Origin of the sequence: Mycobacterium pinniadriaticum (genome assembly GCF_026242045.1) — a bacterium.
Lineage (GTDB): Bacteria > Actinomycetota > Actinomycetes > Mycobacteriales > Mycobacteriaceae > Mycobacterium > Mycobacterium pinniadriaticum.
Window position 1 is genome coordinate 121,984 of the sequence record NZ_JAPJDO010000002.1, and the last position, 17,538, is coordinate 139,521.

Consider the following 17,538-nt stretch of genomic DNA (forward strand, 5'->3'; position numbering starts at 1 on the left):
GCTACACCTGAACCGGGACGTTGTTCCAGCCCCACTGGAAGCTGGACGGCGGCCGTTGGGCCTCCTCGCCGAGGATGCGGTAGTCACCGACCCGGCGGAGCCATTCCTGCAGCATGATCGCGATCTCCAGCCGAGCCATGTGATAGCCCAGGCAGAAGTGCTGACCGCGGCCGAACGCCAGCGACCGTTCGATGGGCCGGTTCCACCGGAACGTCTCGGGCTCGGGGAATTCCCGTTCGTCACGGTTGGCGGAGCCCAGCAGGGTGATGATCCGCTGACCCGGCTCGATGGTGGTGTCGTGGATGGTGAAGGGCCGCCGTACCGTTCGGGCGAACCATTGGGCCGGCGCGCAGTACCGGATGATCTCCTCGCGGGCCACCGGCACATTGGTGGCCGGGTCCGCACGCACCGCCGTCAGCTGTTCGGGATGGCGGCTCAGCTCCCACAACCCGTGTGCGACGATTTTCGGCACCGTCTCGGTGCCGCCGATGAACACCCCCAGCATCTGGACGGCCACTTCGCTGTCGGTCAGCGCCGACCCGTCGGGCAGCCGATAGGCCAGCAGGTTCTCGACGATCGGCAGCGGCCCGCCGAAGGTGCCGGCCCGCACCCGCTCAACGACGGGGATCAGGTACTCGAGATAGCCCGGTCTGGCGTTGGCCACCTCGACTCCGCGACCGGGCTCGGCCAAACTGCCCGCGTTGACGGTGGCCAGTACGTCGGGCGCCAAATCGGCTGGCAGCCCTACCAGCTCGCAGACCACCGAGGCCGCGACGATGCCGCCGTACTCCTGGGTGAGGTCGAAGGTACCGCGGGGCAGCAGCTCGTCCAGACGCTGGTTGGCCAGCTCGCGAATGCGGTCCTGCCAGCCCGCCACCGACTTCGGCCGGAACTGTCCGGCGGTGCACCGGCGGACATCGTCGTAGAGCGGAGCATCGAAGTTGGCGTGAAACGGCAAGGGATGCAGCGGTGGATCCGGAACCGGCCCGTCGTTACGATGGGCCAGCACGGCCGCCGCCGGCAGTGTCCCCTCGGATGCGACGAAGGTGCCGTCATTGATCGCCAGCACCTCCCACACGTCGGCGAACCGCGACAACGCAAAGGTGTCGATGTCCTCCACGTAGTACACCGGGTGGTGGTCGCGCAGTGTCTGGTAAAACGGCCGCGGGTCGGCCATCACCGCCGGGTCGAACGGGCTGTACGAGAAGTCTTTCATCACAACCATTATCGGAGTGGGGACGGTGGCAGGGCTTGCAGGATGGAGTCTTCCCAGCCGTCGCGCAAGGCGGGTGCGACGCTCATCCAGGTGACGATCTCGGCGGGCGGGCTGTCCTTCCACGATGGGTAGTGGTTCTCGAAGCAGTCCCAGTCGCCGTCGAGCGCCCAGTAATGGATCACCTCGTTGAAACGGAACGTGGTGATGAACGATCCGAGCCAGCGTTTCCCGGTGCTCTCCGACCACGGGACATACAGCCGCTCCAGCTCGCGGATGTAGTCGTCCTGCCGCCCGGGTTTGGTCTGCATGATCTCCTGGATGACCAGCCCGGCACCGAATTTCGCGTCCTGAAGCTCAGCCAGCGTGCGGTTGCATCGGCCGGCGTACATGATCCGGCCCTCGCCCGACGCGCCGACACCCGCGAGATAGTCCGACCATTCTGCCGCCGCTTGGCGGTGGCTCCCGCCCGGCGCCTGAGCCCGACCGATGCGGGCGTAGTCGGCGAACGCGTCGATCTCCCAGATGATCGTCACCTGCGGCCAATGCCCGTTGTAGGGCGTGGTCTCCCAGATGGAGAACAACCGTGCCCCAAGCTGTTCCATCATCGGGTGATAGACGCTGGTGAACTGCTCGGTGAACCGGTCGCTGCGCTCGGAACCCAGCGCGATCGTCTCGTGCAGGTAGAGCAGGGTGTGACTGTAGAACTTCTTCACCGATCAGTCCTCGACCAGGGTCAGCGCCGCGGCCGGGCACTGGGTGACCGCCTGCTGCATCCGGGCCCGGTCCGACTCCGGACGCTGACCGCCGTGAATCCGGACACTGCCATCGTCGTTCACCTCGAACACGTCCTCGGCGATGGTCTCGCAGATACCGTGCCCGGTGCACTTGCCGAGGTCTACTTCAATACGCATGAACAGCCCCGCACTCACCGGACGAACGCCGGGATCCGTTTGATCCCGTGCACGAAGCTACTGAGCAGGTAGTCGGGTTCACCCAACTCGACATCGACCCGGAACAGCAACTCCCGGAACAGGTTCCTCAGCTCGGTGCGAGCAAGCTGGTTGCCCAGGCAGAAGTGTGGACCACCGCCGCCGAAACCCAGGTGCGGATTCGGCGAGCGCGCCACGTCGAAGACCTCGGGCCGGTCGAACGCAGCCTCGTCCCGATTGGCCGAGCAGTAGAACAGCCCGACCTTGTCCCCGGCGCGCAGCTGTTGACCGGCCAGTTCGGTGTCCTCGGTGACGATCCGGGCGAACTGCAGCACCGGCGTGGCCCACCGGATGAACTCCTCGACCGCCGGGCCGATCCGGGCGTCGAAGTCCGCCATCAGCCACGCCCGCTGATCCGGGTTCGCCGCCAGCGCCAGCATGGCGTGTGATGTCGTCTGTTTGGTGGTGTCGTTGCCGGCCGAGGCGAGCAGGATCAGAAAGGCCCCGATTTCCTCGTCGGTCAGCCGGTGCCCGTCGACCTCGGCGTTCACGATGCTGGTCATCAAGTCGTCACCGGGATGGCGGCGGCGAAATTTTGCCAGCTCGATCCCAGTACCGGCCAGCAGGAGCATCTCGTTGACGGTCGCTTCGGCCCGCTCCTCGATCGTGGAGTACTCGTCGTCGCTCATGGAGAACAGCTTCTCGGCGGCTTTGGCCACGGCCTCCCGCTCGGAGTTGGGCACTCCGAGCATCTCGGAGATCGTCATCATCGGCAGCCGCGCGGAGCAGGCGGCGACGAAGTCCACCTCACCGGCGCCGACCAGTTCGTCGACGACGGTGGCGGCGTTCTTGCGGACCTGCTCGTCGATCTGCGCGACGTGGCGCGGGGTGAAGGCGGAGCTGATCAGGCGGCGATACGTGGTGTGCTGCGGTGGGTCCATCATCAGGAAGAACGTCGCAATCCGCTGGATGTCGGCGGGCATCGGGTCCAACGCGATGCCCTGGGCCGAACTGAACAACTCGGGGTGCAGGCTGGCGTGGACGATGTCGGCGCGACGGGTCAACGCCCAGTACCCGGGCTCCTCCATCGGGAACAGCGACGGAAACGGCTCGTGCCAGGTGAGGCCGTCGGTCGCCCGCAGCGCCGCGAAGGTCTGCTCGCGGACATCGAACGGCTGGCCCCAGAATCGCCGCGATGTGATGTCGTGGGGGCTGTATTCACGTTGGTCCGCAGACACGTGCCCAGCGTGACACTTTGCCCAGTATTTGTAAAGACAGTGTTTTCGGTCTCGGATGTGTCAACGGACGTGACACTGCGGCCTCGACCTGTAATCCTGTACACGTGAGCCAGGCGCCGGCAGGTAGCACCGCGATACCCGACGAGGACGAGTCCTCCTCGCGGCGGCGCATCCTCAACGCCACCGCCGAGGTGCTGGCCCGCAACGGCCAGACCAAGCTGAGCCTGTCCGAGGTCGCGCTGCAGGCCGGTGTCTCCCGGCCCACGCTGTACCGCTGGTTCGCCTCCAAGTCCGAGTTGCTGGACGCGTTCGGCGCCTACGAACGCGAGATGTTCGACACCGGCATCAGCCGCGCCACCGCCGGGCTGCGCGGCACCGACAAGCTCGATGCGGCACTGCAGTTCATCGTGTCCTATCAGCAGACCTACTCCGGGGTGCGGCTCATCGACATCGAACCGGAGGTGGTCGTCGCCCAGCTGGCACGGATCCTGCCGGTGATGCGGTCCCGGCTTCAGCGGCTGCTGAGCGGGCCGAACGCGGGACTCAAGGCGGCCACCGCCATCCGCGTCGCGGTGTCGCACTATGTGGTCCGCAGTGACGACGCCGACCAGTTCCTGGCTCAGCTGCGCCACGCCGTCGGCATCAGGCAGTGAACGCTCCCCTCGACATCGGGATCTACGTCCCGCAGATGGGCTTCAGCTACGCCGAGGTCCTGCACCGCGCACACCGGTGCGAGGAGCTCGGCATCGGTTCCCTGTGGCTCTACGACCACATGTACGGTCCCGGCCTCCCCGACATCGATTCGCTGGAGGCGTGGACACTTGCGACGGCGCTGCTGAGCCGTACCGAGCGGCTGCGGGTCGGACATATGGTGCTGTGCAACCAATTCCGCCACCCGGCCGTGCTCGCCAAGATGGCCACGACGCTGGACCAGGTGTCCGGTGGCCGGCTGGAGCTCGGTATCGGCAGCGGCTCGATCGAAGACGAGCACCACCGCATGGGAATGGACTGGGGATCATTCGCACAACGCTCCGAACGCCTGCGGGAGACGCTGGAGATCCTCACCCAGGCATTCGGTGAGCAGCGAATCGCTTTCACCGGAACGCATTACACGGTGCGGGACATGCCGATCAAACCCGGTCCCGTCCAGCAGCCCCGGCCTCCCCTCGTGGTCGGCGGCTCCGGCGAGAAGTACACCCTGCCGTTGGTGGCCCGCTACGCCGACGTCTGGAATGTCCCCACCTATGCACTGGGCGAGATGGAACACAAGCTGGCGATCCTACGATCGTTGTGCGAGGACATCGGGCGCGATCCGGCGACGATCGTGATGTCGGTCGAGGCCGTGTTGGCCATCGCCCCAGACGACGCGGCCCTGGCCGAGGTCACTCGGATCGCCGAAAAGCGTTTTGGTGGACCGGGATTCGGTCTGCATGACGGCGGTCTGGTCGGCACGCCACAGGCCATCGTCGACCGGCTCGGCCAGCTGCGCGAGATGGGCTTCGGCCAGGTGGTGTTGTTCACCCACGACCGGGCCTCGGACGCCACGCTCGAGCTGCTCGCCGGTGAGGTGCTCCCTCGGCTGTGAGCCTCACTCGAAGGTGACGACCACCTTGTCAGCGGCACCCGGCGTCGCGGCGGTCCGCAGCGCGTCCTGCACGTCGTCGAATCCGAAGGTGTGGCTGACGATCACCGCGTACTTCTCCCAGTTCGCGATCAGATCTTTGGTCACCTCGAAGATTTCGGTGGGGTAGCCCATGGAGCCGACGAGGGTGATCTCGTTGGCCATGATGTTGATGAAATCCACACCCACCGGCTCCTTGTGCACGGCGACGATCCCGAGCCGCGCCCCGCGCTGGGCGGCGCCGAGTGCGGTGTTGATCACGGTGGGCGCCCCGGCGGCGTCCAGATACACGGTGGTACCGGCCTTGCCGGGCCATTGCGCCTCGCCCTTGCCGTGTAGCTCGATGAGCCGCTGCGACACGTCCTCGTCGCCGGCGTTGATCACCGCGTCGGCACCCACCGCCAGCGCCTTGTCCAGCCGTGATCCGATCAGATCCACCACCGTGACGTGACGCACGCCCAGCGACTTGTAGGCCATGGTGGCGCCGAGCCCGATCGGCCCCGCGCCGAAGACCGCGACCTTGTCCTGTCGCGTCGGTCTGGTCTGGTTCACCCCGTGTCTGGCGACGGCCATCGGCTCGTTGAGGGCGGCCACGTCGAAGGGAATCTCGGCGGGGATCACCTCGTAACTTCGGCCGCGCACCGCGCTCTCCAGGAGCAGATACTCGGCCAGCGCTCCGGTGGGCCCGCCGTTGCCGATGATGCCGCTCGGCGCGCCGATCGGGTTGATGACGACATGGTCGCCGACCTTGACGCCGGTGACATCCCGGCCGACATCGACGACCTCACCGGCGGGCTCGTGACCGAGCGGCATGCGGCCCTGGCGCGGCGGCAGGCCGCCCATCGAGATGTAGAGCGCATCCGAGCCGCAGATACCGCATGCCCGGACCTTGACCAGGACGTCGGCGGGCCCGACGACCGGGTCGGGGACGTCGAGGACCTCGGTCTCGCCGGGGCCGGTCACCATGGCCGCTTTCATGTGGTCCTCACAGAGTCACAGTCGCACAATGCTTTTCGAATATTCGACGGTTGACACCGGCGGCACCGAGCCCTACCGTGACCGCCATGGTAAGGCACGCGGCCGCCGCGCCGACCCCGTTCGCCCGATGAGCCGGCCGCTGGATGGGCGCCGCGCGGTGGTCACCGGTGCGGCCAGCGGTCTGGGCGCCGCGGCGGTTCGGGCACTCGTCGCCGCCGGCGCGCACGTCGTCGCGACCTACCACCGGACCCAGCCGACCGATGAGTCAGCGGCGACCTGGCTGCCGTGCGACGCACGGGATCCCGTCGCCGTGGACGCGATGGTCGATGCCGCGGTGGCCGTGATGGGCGGGCTCGACGTGCTGGTCAACGCGGCAGGGCTTTGGCACCAGGGGATCCCGGGGAGCATTCTCGCCGATGACATCGACTTCCTGCTGGCCACCAATGTGAAGACCGCAATCCTCACCAACCAGGCCGCGCACGCGGTGATGCGCAAGTCCGGTGGCGGCCGGATCATCAATTTCGGCTCGGCCGAAGCGGTGATGGGCAGTCCGATCTCCGCGGTGTACGCCGCATCCAAGGGCGCGGTGCAGGCCTGGACCCGCTCGGCAGCCAAGGCGTGGGCGGCCGACAACGTCACGGTCAACGCGCTGGCGCCGGCGATGCAGACCCGTGGCGCGGATCGGTTGCGCGAGTTCCTCGGACCCGAGGCCGCACCGTTCATCGACCAGCAGATCAAGGCCACCATCCCGTTGGGCGGAGCGCTCGGCGACCCCGATCGCGATCTCGGCCCGGTGCTGGTCTTCCTGGCCGGCGAGGGTTCGCATTTCATCACCGGTCAGCTGCTCCCCGTCGACGGCGGGCTGATCATGGTCGGCGGTTGATGATTTCGGCGCGTTTTCGTTCGCTCAGCGGCGGTTAGCGCGCCCAGATCACCGAGGTCGGGGAAGTACCGGCCCGTCCTCCAACTGTTCAGTGACGCCGAGCTCGGCCAACCCGAGCTGGGTCAGGGGCGAAATGCCGTGCGCATTCAGGACGAATCGCTCGTCGTCACTGGCTCCGCTGTCGTAGAGCATCGACCCGATCAGACAGATCACCGCCATCTTGAAGGCATTCAGCGCCCGATACCAGGGCCGGTTGCGCGGGGTGATGCCACTGGCGGCCTGGTAGTGGGCGAGGAACTCCTCGAAGCTGAGCGCCGCGGGATGGCTGGTGATTCCCACCGGCTGCATCCACAGCAGTTCCATCCACCCGAGGTCGGTCAGGGGGTCGCCCACGCCGGTCAGCTCCCAGTCGAAAACCGCGCTGACCTCGTCGGCGACAAAGGCGAAGTTGCCGGGTTTGGCGTCCCCGTGGACCAGGGTGACCGTTGGGTACTGGTCGGGTTTGCCGGCCTGCAACTCCACGAGCAGGCGTTCCAGCGCGGGCAGCGGTCCCTGCCGCACCCGATGCATCTCGTCGGCCCAGTGGGCGATCTCGCGGTCGAGGTGATCACGCCCGTCGCCGAGCGCATCAAGCCCGGTCGCCTGCAGATCCACGTTGTGCACGGCGGCAAGCTGCTCGGCCATCCCCTCGCACATCCGCCGAATCCCGGCATCGGTCGCGGCCTGTGGTGCCTGCATCTCGTAGACATCGCCGGGCACTCGCTGCATGACGAGGAACGGGCGACCGAGCACACTGCCGGACTCCTCGAGCCACAACACATTCGGCGAGCGGACCGCGGTCGGACGTAGTGCGGACAGGATTCTGAACTGCCGCGCCAGGTCGTAGGGTTCCAGCAGCGCGGGCGGGCGCGGCCGCAGTCGCAGCACCACGTCGGCGCGCTCGTGCGTCACGATCGTCAACGACAGCATCTCGGCCGAGTGCCCGAAGTCGACCCGGTCGAGGCCCTCCACCGCGACGTCCTCGGCGTCCGGGAGCTGGGTCCGCAGCCACGAGGTGAGCCGGTCGGCCACATCTGAGCTGGCGCCCGTCATCAGTTGTAGGAGACTTTGTGATCGGATTCCGCCGTAAGACCCAACTCGGGCCATACGCCGCCGATGAGGCTTTCCATGATCCCGTAGCCGACGGCGTCGCCGTCGCGGACCCGGATCGGAGTGTCCCGGAACTGGCCCAGGCTGCGCAGGTTTTCGTCGGACCAGCAGTCGGCGATGTACTCACCGTCGAGGTGCAATGCCCCCTTCCATGATCCGTGCTTGTGCCCCTTCCAGGCTCCGTACCCGCCGGTCTTGAGGAAGAAGCCGGATTCCCCGAGCGCCTCGACCTCGATCACCCGCACCTCGCCCGACTCCATGGTCATCACCAGTTCGCCGCCTCTGACGAAACGAGTCCTGGTGTCGTAGCTGATCTTCGGTGTCACCCGCCGTACCGATAGTTGCGTCCCGTCGGCGTCATTGAGGTAGGCGGAGCTGTACTCCCACGGACCTTCGACGATGAAAATCGCCGTCTCGTAGTAGGTTCCATCGGGTCTCTGGAAGAACGCCGGTGACCACTTCATCCCACCTCGGGTCCCCGCCGGCGCCTGGGGCGCCGGGATCAGGTCATCCGGCGGTGAACCGATGGCCTGGCGAACTCCCCAGGAGTGGTCACGCATACCGAACCACTCGTCGGGCCGGATCTCCTGGGTATGACCGTCGACCGTGACGGTCCCCGTCGCCCAGCCGCCCTGGTGGTAGCGGATGACGTCGACGTCGACACGTCCGGTACGCCGGTTGCGCACCAGATTGCGCTCCTCGAAGAACGGTGGTGTGACACCGGAGAGCACCACGTCGAACGAGATCGGTTGCACATCGTTGGGCTCCAGCCGGAAACGCATCTGGCGGAGTGGCTCGACGATCTCGAGCTGAATCGGTCCGACGCTCAGCGCTTCTGGAGCAGAATGCAATTCGCGACTGCCGCGTAGCGTCCATTGTTCACGCCCGCGGGAGATCCCCGCGAACCCGTCGATGATTCCCCGGTTCTGATACTTGCCCAGCCCGAAGTCCAATTGCAGCGAGCCGTCGGTGCGGGCGATCGAGGCCCAGATCTTCTCGGTCCAGGCCTGGTCGGACTGCGCCAGCGTCGCGAAGGTGTCGACGATCTGGTGGTTGAGCCCCTCGTCGGCGCCCAACAGCGGACCGATGTCCTTGATTGCCACTGATTTACCTTCCGTGCGCTGCGCCGTACCATCTGGCGCATGGGGACAGTGAGCCGTCGCTGGGGCGGCGACCGGGCGCTGCTCGACGACGGCGAGGCACGACAACGTCTACTCGAGTCCGCGAGCCGGTGCATCGTGCGCCGCGGCAACACCCAGATCCGGATGGCCGAGGTCGCCGAGGAGGCCGGGGTGGTGCGGTCCACGGTGTACCGCTACTTCGCGTCGCGGGACGACCTTCTGCTGGCGCTGCTGCTGCTGCGGATCGACAATGCGTTGGCCGGGCACGTCGGATCGCTGCAGCAACCCGACGACGCCGTGGGCTCGATCCAGGAACTAATGATTGCTCCGGTCCAGTCCGTGGTCGGCGATCCGCTGAACGAAGCACTGATGTCCGGGGAGAGCACCGCGCTGACGACTGCCCTCGAGATCGGCTCCGAGCAGATCGTGGATGTGATCCTGCGGCACTACGGCCCGCTGTTCGAGCGATGGCAGGCCGACGGACAGCTGCACGCCGACCTGGAGCTGCGCGAGACGGCTCGCTGGCTGCACACCACAGCGTTGTTCCTGGTCGCCCCCGCCTGGCGACACCGGCCCGCGGCCGCCAAACGCCGATTCGTCGAGCAGTACCTGCTGCGTGCACTCGTGCCACAGATCGGACAATAGCGGGATATTGTCCGATCTGTGTTCGATGCGCTAACTTTCTCCCGATGACCACCGGTGCCTTGAACATCCCCGCCGATGTCGACGACCTGACGCCGTCCTGGTTCAGTGCGGCGCTGGGCGAACCGGTCACCGCGGTGGAGGTGCTCGACGCCCACTCCGGCACCACCGGCCGCGCCCGGGTCCGAGTACGCAGCGACGCGCTGCCCCAGACACTGTTCGTCAAGTTGCAGCCCTTCAGCCCCGAGCAACGGGCCTTCCTGCGCCAAGTCGGCCTCGGCGTCGCCGAGGCGCGGCTGTACGCCAATCTCGGAGGCGAACTGCCCGTGCGGATTCCGCGGGTCTGGCACTCCGCATACGACGAGGCCGACGGGGCGTTCGTGATGGTCCTCGAGGATCTGGTGGCCTCCGGATGCCGATTCCCCAGCCCGGACGACGACGATATCCTCGACGTCGCCGGCTCGGCGATGAGCGAGCTCGCCGTCCTGCACGCCACCTACCTCGGCCGCGACATCCCCTGGCTGGCGACACCGGAAGGTATGCGGCGCAAGCCTGACGATCCCAAGACCGCGGCCCGGCGCACGCACTTCATCCGCCTTGCCCTCGATCAGTTCGGTGAGGAGATGGGACCGGCGTTTCGCCGGCTGGCGCGGCTGTACATCGACCGCTCGAGCGACATCATCTCGTTGTTCGGCCAGGGCGACCTCACCCTGATCCACGGCGACACCCACAGCGGCAACCTCTTCGTCGACGACGGCCGCACCGGGTTCTACGACTGGGCCGTCGTCGGGCGTGGACCCGGAATGCGGGATGTGGCGTATTTCCTGTGCAATTCGCTGCCGACCGAGGTCCGCCGAGCCGAGCAGGAAGCCCTGCTGACCCGCTATCGATCCACACTGGCGGCGCACGGCGGATCACTCGACGAGCGCACCGCCGTCGACCAGTATCGGCTGTTCTCGGTGTATTCCTGGATTGCCGCGGTATCGACCGCGGCGATGGGCTCCCAGTGGCAGCCGGCCGAGATTGCCCGCGCGGCAATGCTTCTCACGACGACCGCGATCGAGGACCTCGGCGTCATCGAGCTGCTGGAAACCCGGCTGGCCTAGCGCCGGGCGAAATCCGGAGCGTGCTCGGGCCGGACCCCGATACCGATGAAGTAGGCCGGAATCGCCGCGAGCCACGGCAGCCGCTCGATCAGTCCCGTCACCAAGGCCGGTGGATCAGCGCTCTCCCCACGCAGGATCGGCGCTACCAGCTGGCGGTGCAGCATCCGCTGCACCGCCTGGGTGATAAGGGTCGGCGGCAGCCGGCGCTTACGCACCGCTGACAGGTCGCGGTCGGTCACCGCATGGCGGCGCAGCGGGTCGGCCAGCAGCGTCGCGGCACCGACCGCATCCTGGACCGCCACGTTGATACCCACCCCGCCGACCGGCGACATCGCGTGCGCGGCGTCGCCGATGCACAACAGCCCTTCGGTGTGCCAGCGGTTGAGGCGGTTCAGTCGCACGTCGAGGAATTTCACGTCGTCCAGCGAGGTCAGGCTGTCGGCGTTGGCCTCCGGAATGAGATCGGCGAGTTCGGCTTTGAGGGCGTCCAGGCCGCGAGCCCGCAACTGCTGATCGCTGCCCTTCGGAATCAGATATGCGACCTGAAAATAGCCCTCCCGCGGAATCATGATCAGCACCCGGCCCGGAGCGATCCGCGGTATCAGGGTGTACTCCCCGCCGCCCTCCCGTGGGAGCCGAAACCACCACACGTCGAACGGCACCGGGAAGTCCCGCCCGGTCAGGCCGGCGCACTGCCGCACGATCGACCACCGTCCGTCACAGGCCACGGTCAGGTCGGCCCGCAGCTCTCCGTCGCCGTCCGGCGAGGTGTAGGTGACCCCGATTGTCCGTTCGCCACTGCGCAGGAGCCCGGTCACCTCATGACGCAGCCGCAGGGTGTAAGTCGGTTCGGCTTCACCGGCCTCGGCCAGGAGGTTCAGCAGATCCCATTGCGGCACCATCGCCACATAGGGATGTGGCTGATGCAGCCGGCGGAAGTCCACCATGGTCAGCGGCTTCCCGCGCACGGTGAGTTCCGCGTGGTCGACTTTGCTGTGTGGCAGCTCCGTGAAGCGTTCCCACAAGCCCAATTCGTCGAGCAGCCTCAGCGTCGTGGGATGAACTGTGTCACCGCGAAAGTCACGCAGGAAGTCGGCGTGCTTCTCCAGCACCGTGACCTCGATACCCGCCCGGGCCAACAACAAGCCGAGCACCATGCCGGCAGGGCCTCCGCCGACGATCGCGCATGTCGTGGAGTCGGTCATGGCCTAACCGTACGGCGCTAAACCTGGATCCGGGCGCCGATGAGGACCGTCTGGTCGAGCGGCAGCCGAAAGTACCCGGCGGAGTCCGCGGCCATGAACGAGGTCGCGATGAAGATGCGCTTTCGCCACGGCGCCATCGTCGGCTGGTCACCCGGACAGAGTTCGATCTTGGACAGGAAGAAGGAGACGTTCTCGATATCGAGCTCACCGCCGATCTGCTCCGGATCCACCATCCGCAACGCAGCCGGCACATCGGGCCGCTCCATATACCCGAACTTGGCGGCCACATGGTGGATGCCGTCGTGATGGTCGCCGAAGATGCCATCGCGATGGTCGCCGAGATCCTTGACGGTGATGCGTTCCTCGTCGGGCACTCGGGGCAGCGGCGGAACCACGATCGACAAGATGATCACCCGCTCGTGCAGGACGTGGTTGTGGTTGACGTTGGCACGCATCGACAGGGGCGCGGTTGCACTGTCCCGATTGAGGAACACCGCCGTTCCCGGGGTGCGCGGGAGCGGCGGCGTGTGGTGCGTGATCTCGGTGATGAATGCCGGTAGCGGACCTTCGGCGCGGTCACGGGCACGGACGACGACGTCGCTGCCCCGCTGCCAGGTGATCAGCACGGTGAAGGTCAACAACCCGATCAGCAGCGGCAACCACGCGCCGTGGACGAGCTTGGTCAGGTTGGCCGCCAGGAACATCAGGTCCACCACCAACAGTGCACCGCCGCCGCTGATCACCAGCCACAGCGGCCACCGCCAGCGCTTGTGCGCCACATAGAAGAACAACAGCGTGGTGATGGTGATCGTCCCGGTCACCGCCATCCCGTAGGCGTACCCCAGTGCGGTCGAACTGCGGAAGGCGAACACCAGGATCAGCACCGCCACCAGGAGCATCCCGTTGATCCAGGGCACGTAGATCTGGCCGATCGACGACGCCGAGGTGTGCTCCACCCGCAGTCGCGGCAGGTAACCGAGGTGGGCCGCCTGCGAGGCCACCGAGTACGCCCCGGTGATCACCGCCTGCGAGGCGATCACCGTCGCCGCGGTGGCCAGCACCATCATCGGCAGTTCCCAGCCGTTCGGTACCAGCAGGAAGAAGGGGGCGTTGACCACGCTCTGGTCGCGCAGCAGCAGCGCGCCCTGGCCGAAGTAGTTGAGCACCAGTGCCGGCAACACCAGGCCGAGCCACCCCCAGGTGATCGCCTTGCGGCCGAAGTGACCCATATCGGCGTAGAGCGCTTCGGCGCCGGTGACCGCCAGGACGACGGCGGCGAGGGCGAAGAAGGCGATGTGGAAGTGGCTGAAGATGAACTCGAGCGCACAGGTCGGGGACAGCGCCCTCAGGATTTGCGGATGGCTCAGGATCCCGCGCACCCCGCAGGCTCCGATCACCACGAACCACACGATCATCACCGGGCCGAAGAACCGGCCCACCATGGCGGTGCCGTGCCGCTGGACCGCGAACAGGCCGCCGATGATGACGGCGGTGATCGGTACCACCAACTCCGACAGCGAGGGGTCGACGACCTTGAGGCCCTCCACCGCGGAAAGCACCGAAATCGCCGGTGTGATCATGCTGTCACCGAAAAATAGTGCAGCACCGAGGATTCCGAGAGCAGAGAGGGCGCCGATGGTCCGCGGACTGGACCGGCGGCCCAATCTGCGCACCAGGGTGATGAGCGCCATGACGCCGCCCTCCCCCTCGTTGTCGGCGCGCATGACCAGCGTTACGTAGGTCAGGGTGACGATGAGCATCACCGACCAGAAGATCAGCGACACCACTCCGTACACGTTGGGGCGGGTGATCGGCACCGGGTGCGGATCGCCGGGGTTGAACAGCGTCTGCAGGGTGTAGATCGGGCTGGTACCGATGTCGCCGAACACCACACCGAGCGCACCGACGATCATGCCGGTTCGAGCCTTACTCGCGACCGAATGCACCGGAGCCGCGAAATCTGTGCTCACAGGTCAGTCCCCTTGATCGGTCCGCCCGGCGTCGATCCCCGGCGACGTGGAACGAATGGTAGCTGCCGCAGCGCTGTGCCGACGTACGGTGGACGCGATGCGCATAGCCCTGTTCGCGACCTGTCTGGCCGACGCGATGTTCCCGAAGGCCGCGATCGCGACCGTCGAACTCCTGGAGCGGCTGGGCCACCAGGTGGCCTTCCCACAGGGGCAAACCTGCTGCGGCCAGATGCATATCAACACCGGCTATCTCACCCAGGCCACCGATCTGGTACGCCAGCACGTCGACGTGTTCGAAGGCAGCGGTTGCGATGTCGTCGTGGCGCCGTCGGGTTCGTGCGTCGGGTCGGTGCGACATCAGCACGCGATGGTGGCCCGCCGCGCCCATGACGATGCCCTGGCCCAGCGTGCCGAGGCCGTCGCCGCCCGCACCTACGAACTGTCCGAACTGTTGGTCGACGTGCTGGGGGTGACCGACGTCGGCGCCTACTACCCGCACCGGGTCACCTATCACCCCACCTGCCATTCGCTGCGGCTGCTCAGAGTCGGCGACAAGCCCCTGCAACTGCTACGTCAGGTGCGGGGACTGACCTTGGTGGAGCTCGTCGAGGCCGAAACCTGTTGTGGGTTCGGCGGCACGTTCGCGATCAAGAACGCCGACACCTCTACGGCGATGCTGGCCGACAAGATGTCGGCGGTCATCGCCTCGGGTGCCGAGGTGTGCACGGCCGGTGACAGTTCCTGCCTGATGCATATCGGTGGTGGTCTGAGCCGCATGCGCTCACCCGTCCGTACGGTGCATCTCGCCGAGATCCTCGCCTCGACCGAGATCCGCTGATGGCGGATCCATCCCCGGGTCGCTTCGCTCCTGCCCGCCGCTCCTTCCTCGGGATACCCGGCACCGGCAATCTGCGTGGTGCCCAACCGTTTCCGGACGCGGCACGCCAAGAACTGGCCAACACCCAGATGCGCCGCAACGTCGGACATGCCACCGCGACCATCCGCACCAAACGCCTTGCGGCGGTGGCCGAATGCCCCGACTGGGAGCAGCTGCGGGCCGCGGGGAGCGCCCTCAAGCACGACGTCATGGCCCGGCTGCCCGAGCTACTCGAAGAACTGGAAGCCAATGTGACGGCCCGCGGCGGGGTGGTGCACTGGGCCCGCGACGCCACCGACGCCAACCGGATCGTCACCGGGTTGATCCGGGACGCCGGCGCCGACGAGGTCGTCAAGGTCAAGTCGATGGCGACCCAGGAGATCGGCCTCAACGAGCATCTGGAGGCCGAGGGTATCGCGGCCGTGGAAACCGACCTGGCCGAGCTGATCATCCAGCTCGGCCATGACACCGGCAGCCACATTCTGGTTCCGGCCATCCATCGCAACCGCGCCGAGATCCGGGAGATCTTCGCCCGGGAAATGCCCGACGCCGGTGAGCTGACCGACGAGCCCCGCGTGCTGGCCATGGCGGCGCGGGCGCACCTGCGGCGAAAGTTTCTGTCGGCCAAGGTCGCCGTCAGCGGCGCCAACTTCGGCGTCGCCGATACCGGCACCCTTGCCGTCGTCGAGTCCGAGGGCAACGGCCGGATGTGCGTGACGCTCCCGCAGACGCTGATCACCGTGATGGGCATCGAGAAGGTGGTGCCACGCTTCACCGATCTCGAGGTGTTCATGCAGCTGCTGCCGCGTTCGTCGACGGCCGAACGGATGAATCCGTACACCTCGATGTGGACCGGTGTACACCCCGGCGACGGGCCGCGGGAGTTCCATCTGGTGCTGCTGGACAACGGGCGAACCGCGGTGCTCGGCGATCCGGTGGGCCGCGCCGCCCTGCACTGCATCCGCTGCAGCGCCTGCCTCAACGTCTGCCCGGTCTACGAACGCACCGGCGGGCACGCCTACGGCTCGGTCTACCAGGGCCCGATCGGGGCGATCCTGAGTCCGCAGCTGACCGGGACGCGGGGCCACGACGACCCCAACGCCTCGCTGCCGTACGCCTCGTCGTTGTGCGGCGCCTGCTTCGACGCCTGCCCGGTGCGCATCGACATCCCGACGATCCTGGTGCACCTGCGCGCCGCCCAGGTCGACGGTCACCGGGCGCCCGGTCAGGACATGGCGATGCGGGCCGCGGCGTGGGCGATGTCATCGCCGAAACGCTTCGCCACCGCGGAGAAGCTACTTGGGGCCGGGCGGCTGGTGGCCGGGGCCGACCGCCGGATCACCGCGCTGCCGTGGCCCGCGTCGCGCTGGACCACCAGCCGCGACGTCCCGGCCCCGCCCGCGGAGACCTTTCGGCAGTGGTGGGCACGCACCCACGACGGGGTATCGGAATGACCGAATCACGCCGCATCGTCCTGGAGCGGATCCGCGGCGCGCTGGCCGCCGCCCCACCCGAACCCGTGCAAATCCCCCGTGACTACCAGCGGCAACCCTTGGTCGGGTCCGGTGACCCCGAACGGTTCGCCGAGACCGTGGCCGAGTATCGCGCACGGGTACTGCCCGTCGATGTCGACGCGATCGCGGGCACCGTCGCAGCGTTGACCGGCCCGGACAGCCGGGTCGCCATCCCGTCCGGCCTGCCGTCGGACTGGGTGATGAGAATCCGCACCGTCGCCGACGACCCGGAACGGCCGCTGCCGATAGCCGAACTCGACCGCGCCGATGCCGTCGTCACCGGCTGCGCACTGGGCATCGCGGCCACCGGCACGATCGTCCTGGACGCCGGACCCACCCAAGGCCGACGGGCCCTGACCCTGATCCCCGACCACCACATCTGTGTGGTGTTCACCGATCAGATCGTCGACACCGTCCCCCAGGCATTCGCCGTCCTCGACCCGTACCGCCCGCTGACCTTCATCTCCGGACCAAGCGCCACCAGCGACATCGAACTCAACCGCGTCGAGGGGGTGCACGGCCCGCGCACCCTCGACGTGCTGCTGGTCAGCCGGTGACATTGCGGATTCCGCTCGATTCGGGTGACCGGACCGCTTAGATTTTTCCTCGCAAGCATCTACGAAGGGAGCCCGCCCGTGCGGACGTTGGCGATAGGCGTTGCGCTCACGGCGGCGGCGATGACATTGGCCCCGCCCGCCTCCGCGGAACTGTGGCCGGGCAACTACAACATGATCATCCCGGACCGGCGCGACTTCCACACCTGGGTCTGGGCCGCCAACCCCTGCCCGCCGGCGATCACGTTCTCGCCGGACTGCGTCTACATCTCGGCCAACCCCATGCCGATCGCCAAGGCATATGGCTTCTACGGCATCGCGAAGCTGGAGGACGGGCAGTACACGATGACCATCGACGACCCCATCGGGCTGCGTTGCGGCGACATCTATTACGGCCCGGTGGTCCCGACCCACGACGTCTACACCTGGGACGCCACGACCCTGGCCGGCACGTTGGTGTCCAGCTTCGACGCCGGTTGCGACGGCCGGCCCGGCACGTTGACCTATCCGTTCTGGCTGACCCGCTTCTAGCCGA

The 17,538-nt window shown here is 67.2% G+C and carries 18 protein-coding genes; 9 read left to right on the top strand and 9 right to left on the bottom strand.

Annotated features, from left to right (window positions below):
• Nucleotide 1: 1 nt before the first annotated feature.
• The 4 genes from ORI27_RS02750 to ORI27_RS02765 are packed head-to-tail and all read right to left on the bottom strand — an operon-like array spanning nt 2 to nt 3,383.
• Nucleotides 2–1,225, bottom strand: coding sequence for a cytochrome P450 (locus ORI27_RS02750; protein ID WP_265994981.1), 1,224 nt, complete (start codon nt 1,223–1,225; stop codon nt 2–4).
• Nucleotides 1,225–1,929, bottom strand: a complete 705-nt coding sequence (locus ORI27_RS02755) for an NIPSNAP family protein (RefSeq protein WP_265994982.1) — start codon at nt 1,927–1,929, stop codon at nt 1,225–1,227. The genes ORI27_RS02750 and ORI27_RS02755 overlap by 1 nt, the downstream gene beginning before the upstream one ends.
• 3 nt (nt 1,930–1,932) lie before the next feature.
• Nucleotides 1,933–2,127, bottom strand: coding sequence for a ferredoxin (locus ORI27_RS02760; protein WP_265994983.1), 195 nt, complete (start codon nt 2,125–2,127; stop codon nt 1,933–1,935).
• A gap of 14 nt (nt 2,128–2,141) precedes the next feature.
• Nucleotides 2,142–3,383, bottom strand: a complete 1,242-nt coding sequence (locus tag ORI27_RS02765) for a cytochrome P450 (RefSeq protein ID WP_265994984.1) — start codon at nt 3,381–3,383, stop codon at nt 2,142–2,144.
• A gap of 104 nt (nt 3,384–3,487) precedes the next feature.
• On the opposite strand from ORI27_RS02765, the gene ORI27_RS02770 reads away from it, so the two are divergent.
• The gene (locus ORI27_RS02770) at nt 3,488–4,036 is read left to right on the top strand and encodes a TetR/AcrR family transcriptional regulator (protein WP_265994985.1); all 549 of its coding nucleotides are present in this window, start codon (nt 3,488–3,490) and stop codon (nt 4,034–4,036) included.
• A gap of 35 nt (nt 4,037–4,071) precedes the next feature.
• Nucleotides 4,072–4,968, top strand: a complete 897-nt coding sequence (locus ORI27_RS02775; RefSeq protein WP_407666209.1) for an LLM class flavin-dependent oxidoreductase — start codon at nt 4,072–4,074, stop codon at nt 4,966–4,968.
• Nucleotides 4,969–4,971: 3 nt separating this feature from the next.
• Here ORI27_RS02775 and ORI27_RS02780 read toward each other — a convergent pair whose 3' ends face one another.
• Nucleotides 4,972–5,982 (bottom strand): zinc-dependent alcohol dehydrogenase, encoded by a 1,011-nt coding sequence (locus ORI27_RS02780; protein WP_265994987.1) that lies wholly within the window; start codon nt 5,980–5,982, stop codon nt 4,972–4,974.
• Nucleotides 5,983–6,109: 127 nt separating this feature from the next.
• Here ORI27_RS02780 and ORI27_RS02785 point away from each other — a divergent pair, with 127 nt between their 5' ends.
• The gene (locus tag ORI27_RS02785; protein WP_265995242.1) at nt 6,110–6,865 is read left to right on the top strand and encodes an SDR family NAD(P)-dependent oxidoreductase; all 756 of its coding nucleotides are present in this window, start codon (nt 6,110–6,112) and stop codon (nt 6,863–6,865) included.
• A gap of 48 nt (nt 6,866–6,913) precedes the next feature.
• On the opposite strand, the gene ORI27_RS02790 is transcribed toward ORI27_RS02785, so the two are convergent.
• Together ORI27_RS02790 and ORI27_RS02795 are read right to left on the bottom strand one after the other, a co-directional pair.
• Nucleotides 6,914–7,957 (bottom strand): phosphotransferase family protein, encoded by a 1,044-nt coding sequence (locus ORI27_RS02790; RefSeq protein ID WP_265994988.1) that lies wholly within the window; start codon nt 7,955–7,957, stop codon nt 6,914–6,916.
• Nucleotides 7,957–9,117, bottom strand: coding sequence for a hypothetical protein (locus ORI27_RS02795; RefSeq protein ID WP_265994989.1), 1,161 nt, complete (start codon nt 9,115–9,117; stop codon nt 7,957–7,959). Before ORI27_RS02795 ends, ORI27_RS02790 begins: the two co-directional genes overlap by 1 nt.
• A 39-nt stretch (nt 9,118–9,156) precedes the next feature.
• On the opposite strand from ORI27_RS02795, the gene ORI27_RS02800 reads away from it, so the two are divergent.
• On the top strand, nt 9,157–9,780 hold the full coding sequence (locus ORI27_RS02800; protein ID WP_265994990.1) for a TetR/AcrR family transcriptional regulator: 624 nt from the start codon (nt 9,157–9,159) through the stop codon (nt 9,778–9,780).
• Between the two features lie 44 nt (nt 9,781–9,824).
• Nucleotides 9,825–10,883 carry a phosphotransferase family protein gene (locus ORI27_RS02805; protein ID WP_265994991.1) on the top strand — a complete coding sequence of 353 codons (1,059 nt, stop codon included), beginning with the start codon at nt 9,825–9,827 and terminating at the stop codon, nt 10,881–10,883.
• On the opposite strand, the gene ORI27_RS02810 is transcribed toward ORI27_RS02805, so the two are convergent.
• Both ORI27_RS02810 and ORI27_RS02815 read right to left on the bottom strand, forming a co-directional pair.
• Complete coding sequence (locus ORI27_RS02810; RefSeq protein ID WP_265994992.1) at nt 10,880–12,088, bottom strand: FAD-dependent oxidoreductase; 1,209 nt, start codon at nt 12,086–12,088, stop codon at nt 10,880–10,882. The genes ORI27_RS02805 and ORI27_RS02810 overlap by 4 nt on opposite strands.
• Nucleotides 12,089–12,105: 17 nt before the next feature.
• On the bottom strand, nt 12,106–14,001 hold the full coding sequence (locus tag ORI27_RS02815; protein ID WP_265995243.1) for a potassium transporter Kup: 1,896 nt from the start codon (nt 13,999–14,001) through the stop codon (nt 12,106–12,108).
• Between the two features lie 154 nt (nt 14,002–14,155).
• Here ORI27_RS02815 and ORI27_RS02820 point away from each other — a divergent pair, with 154 nt between their 5' ends.
• The 4 genes from ORI27_RS02820 (at nt 14,156) to ORI27_RS02835 (ending at nt 17,534) form a co-directional block, all read left to right on the top strand.
• A complete protein-coding gene (locus tag ORI27_RS02820; RefSeq protein ID WP_265994993.1) occupies nt 14,156–14,896 on the top strand; it encodes a (Fe-S)-binding protein in 741 nt (246 codons plus the stop codon).
• The gene (locus tag ORI27_RS02825) at nt 14,896–16,389 is read left to right on the top strand and encodes a lactate utilization protein B (RefSeq protein WP_265994994.1); all 1,494 of its coding nucleotides are present in this window, start codon (nt 14,896–14,898) and stop codon (nt 16,387–16,389) included. Before ORI27_RS02820 ends, ORI27_RS02825 begins: the two co-directional genes overlap by 1 nt.
• Entirely contained in the window at nt 16,386–17,006 is a 621-nt protein-coding gene (locus ORI27_RS02830; protein WP_265994995.1) for a LutC/YkgG family protein, read from the top strand. The genes ORI27_RS02825 and ORI27_RS02830 overlap by 4 nt, the downstream gene beginning before the upstream one ends.
• Nucleotides 17,007–17,084: 78 nt before the next feature.
• Nucleotides 17,085–17,534 (top strand): hypothetical protein, encoded by a 450-nt coding sequence (locus ORI27_RS02835; protein WP_265994996.1) that lies wholly within the window; start codon nt 17,085–17,087, stop codon nt 17,532–17,534.
• Nucleotides 17,535–17,538 lie beyond the last annotated feature (4 nt).

Excerpts from the sequence above, each read along its gene's own strand:
- ORI27_RS02750 (WP_265994981.1), bottom strand. The coding sequence starts at position 1,225 with ATGGTTGTGATGAAAGACTTCTCGTACAGCCCGTTCGACCCGGCGGTG.
- ORI27_RS02760 (WP_265994983.1), bottom strand. The coding sequence starts at position 2,127 with ATGCGTATTGAAGTAGACCTCGGCAAGTGCACCGGGCACGGTATCTGC.
- ORI27_RS02775 (WP_407666209.1), top strand. The coding sequence starts at position 4,072 with ATGGGCTTCAGCTACGCCGAGGTCCTGCACCGCGCACACCGGTGCGAG.
- ORI27_RS02780 (WP_265994987.1), bottom strand. The coding sequence starts at position 5,982 with ATGAAAGCGGCCATGGTGACCGGCCCCGGCGAGACCGAGGTCCTCGAC.
- ORI27_RS02785 (WP_265995242.1), top strand. The coding sequence starts at position 6,110 with ATGAGCCGGCCGCTGGATGGGCGCCGCGCGGTGGTCACCGGTGCGGCC.
- ORI27_RS02790 (WP_265994988.1), bottom strand. The coding sequence starts at position 7,957 with ATGACGGGCGCCAGCTCAGATGTGGCCGACCGGCTCACCTCGTGGCTG.
- ORI27_RS02800 (WP_265994990.1), top strand. The coding sequence starts at position 9,157 with ATGGGGACAGTGAGCCGTCGCTGGGGCGGCGACCGGGCGCTGCTCGAC.
- ORI27_RS02805 (WP_265994991.1), top strand. The coding sequence starts at position 9,825 with ATGACCACCGGTGCCTTGAACATCCCCGCCGATGTCGACGACCTGACG.
- ORI27_RS02810 (WP_265994992.1), bottom strand. The coding sequence starts at position 12,088 with ATGACCGACTCCACGACATGCGCGATCGTCGGCGGAGGCCCTGCCGGC.
- ORI27_RS02815 (WP_265995243.1), bottom strand. The coding sequence starts at position 14,001 with ATGATCGTCGGTGCGCTCGGTGTGGTGTTCGGCGACATCGGTACCAGC.
- ORI27_RS02820 (WP_265994993.1), top strand. The coding sequence starts at position 14,156 with ATGCGCATAGCCCTGTTCGCGACCTGTCTGGCCGACGCGATGTTCCCG.
- ORI27_RS02825 (WP_265994994.1), top strand. The coding sequence starts at position 14,896 with ATGGCGGATCCATCCCCGGGTCGCTTCGCTCCTGCCCGCCGCTCCTTC.
- ORI27_RS02830 (WP_265994995.1), top strand. The coding sequence starts at position 16,386 with ATGACCGAATCACGCCGCATCGTCCTGGAGCGGATCCGCGGCGCGCTG.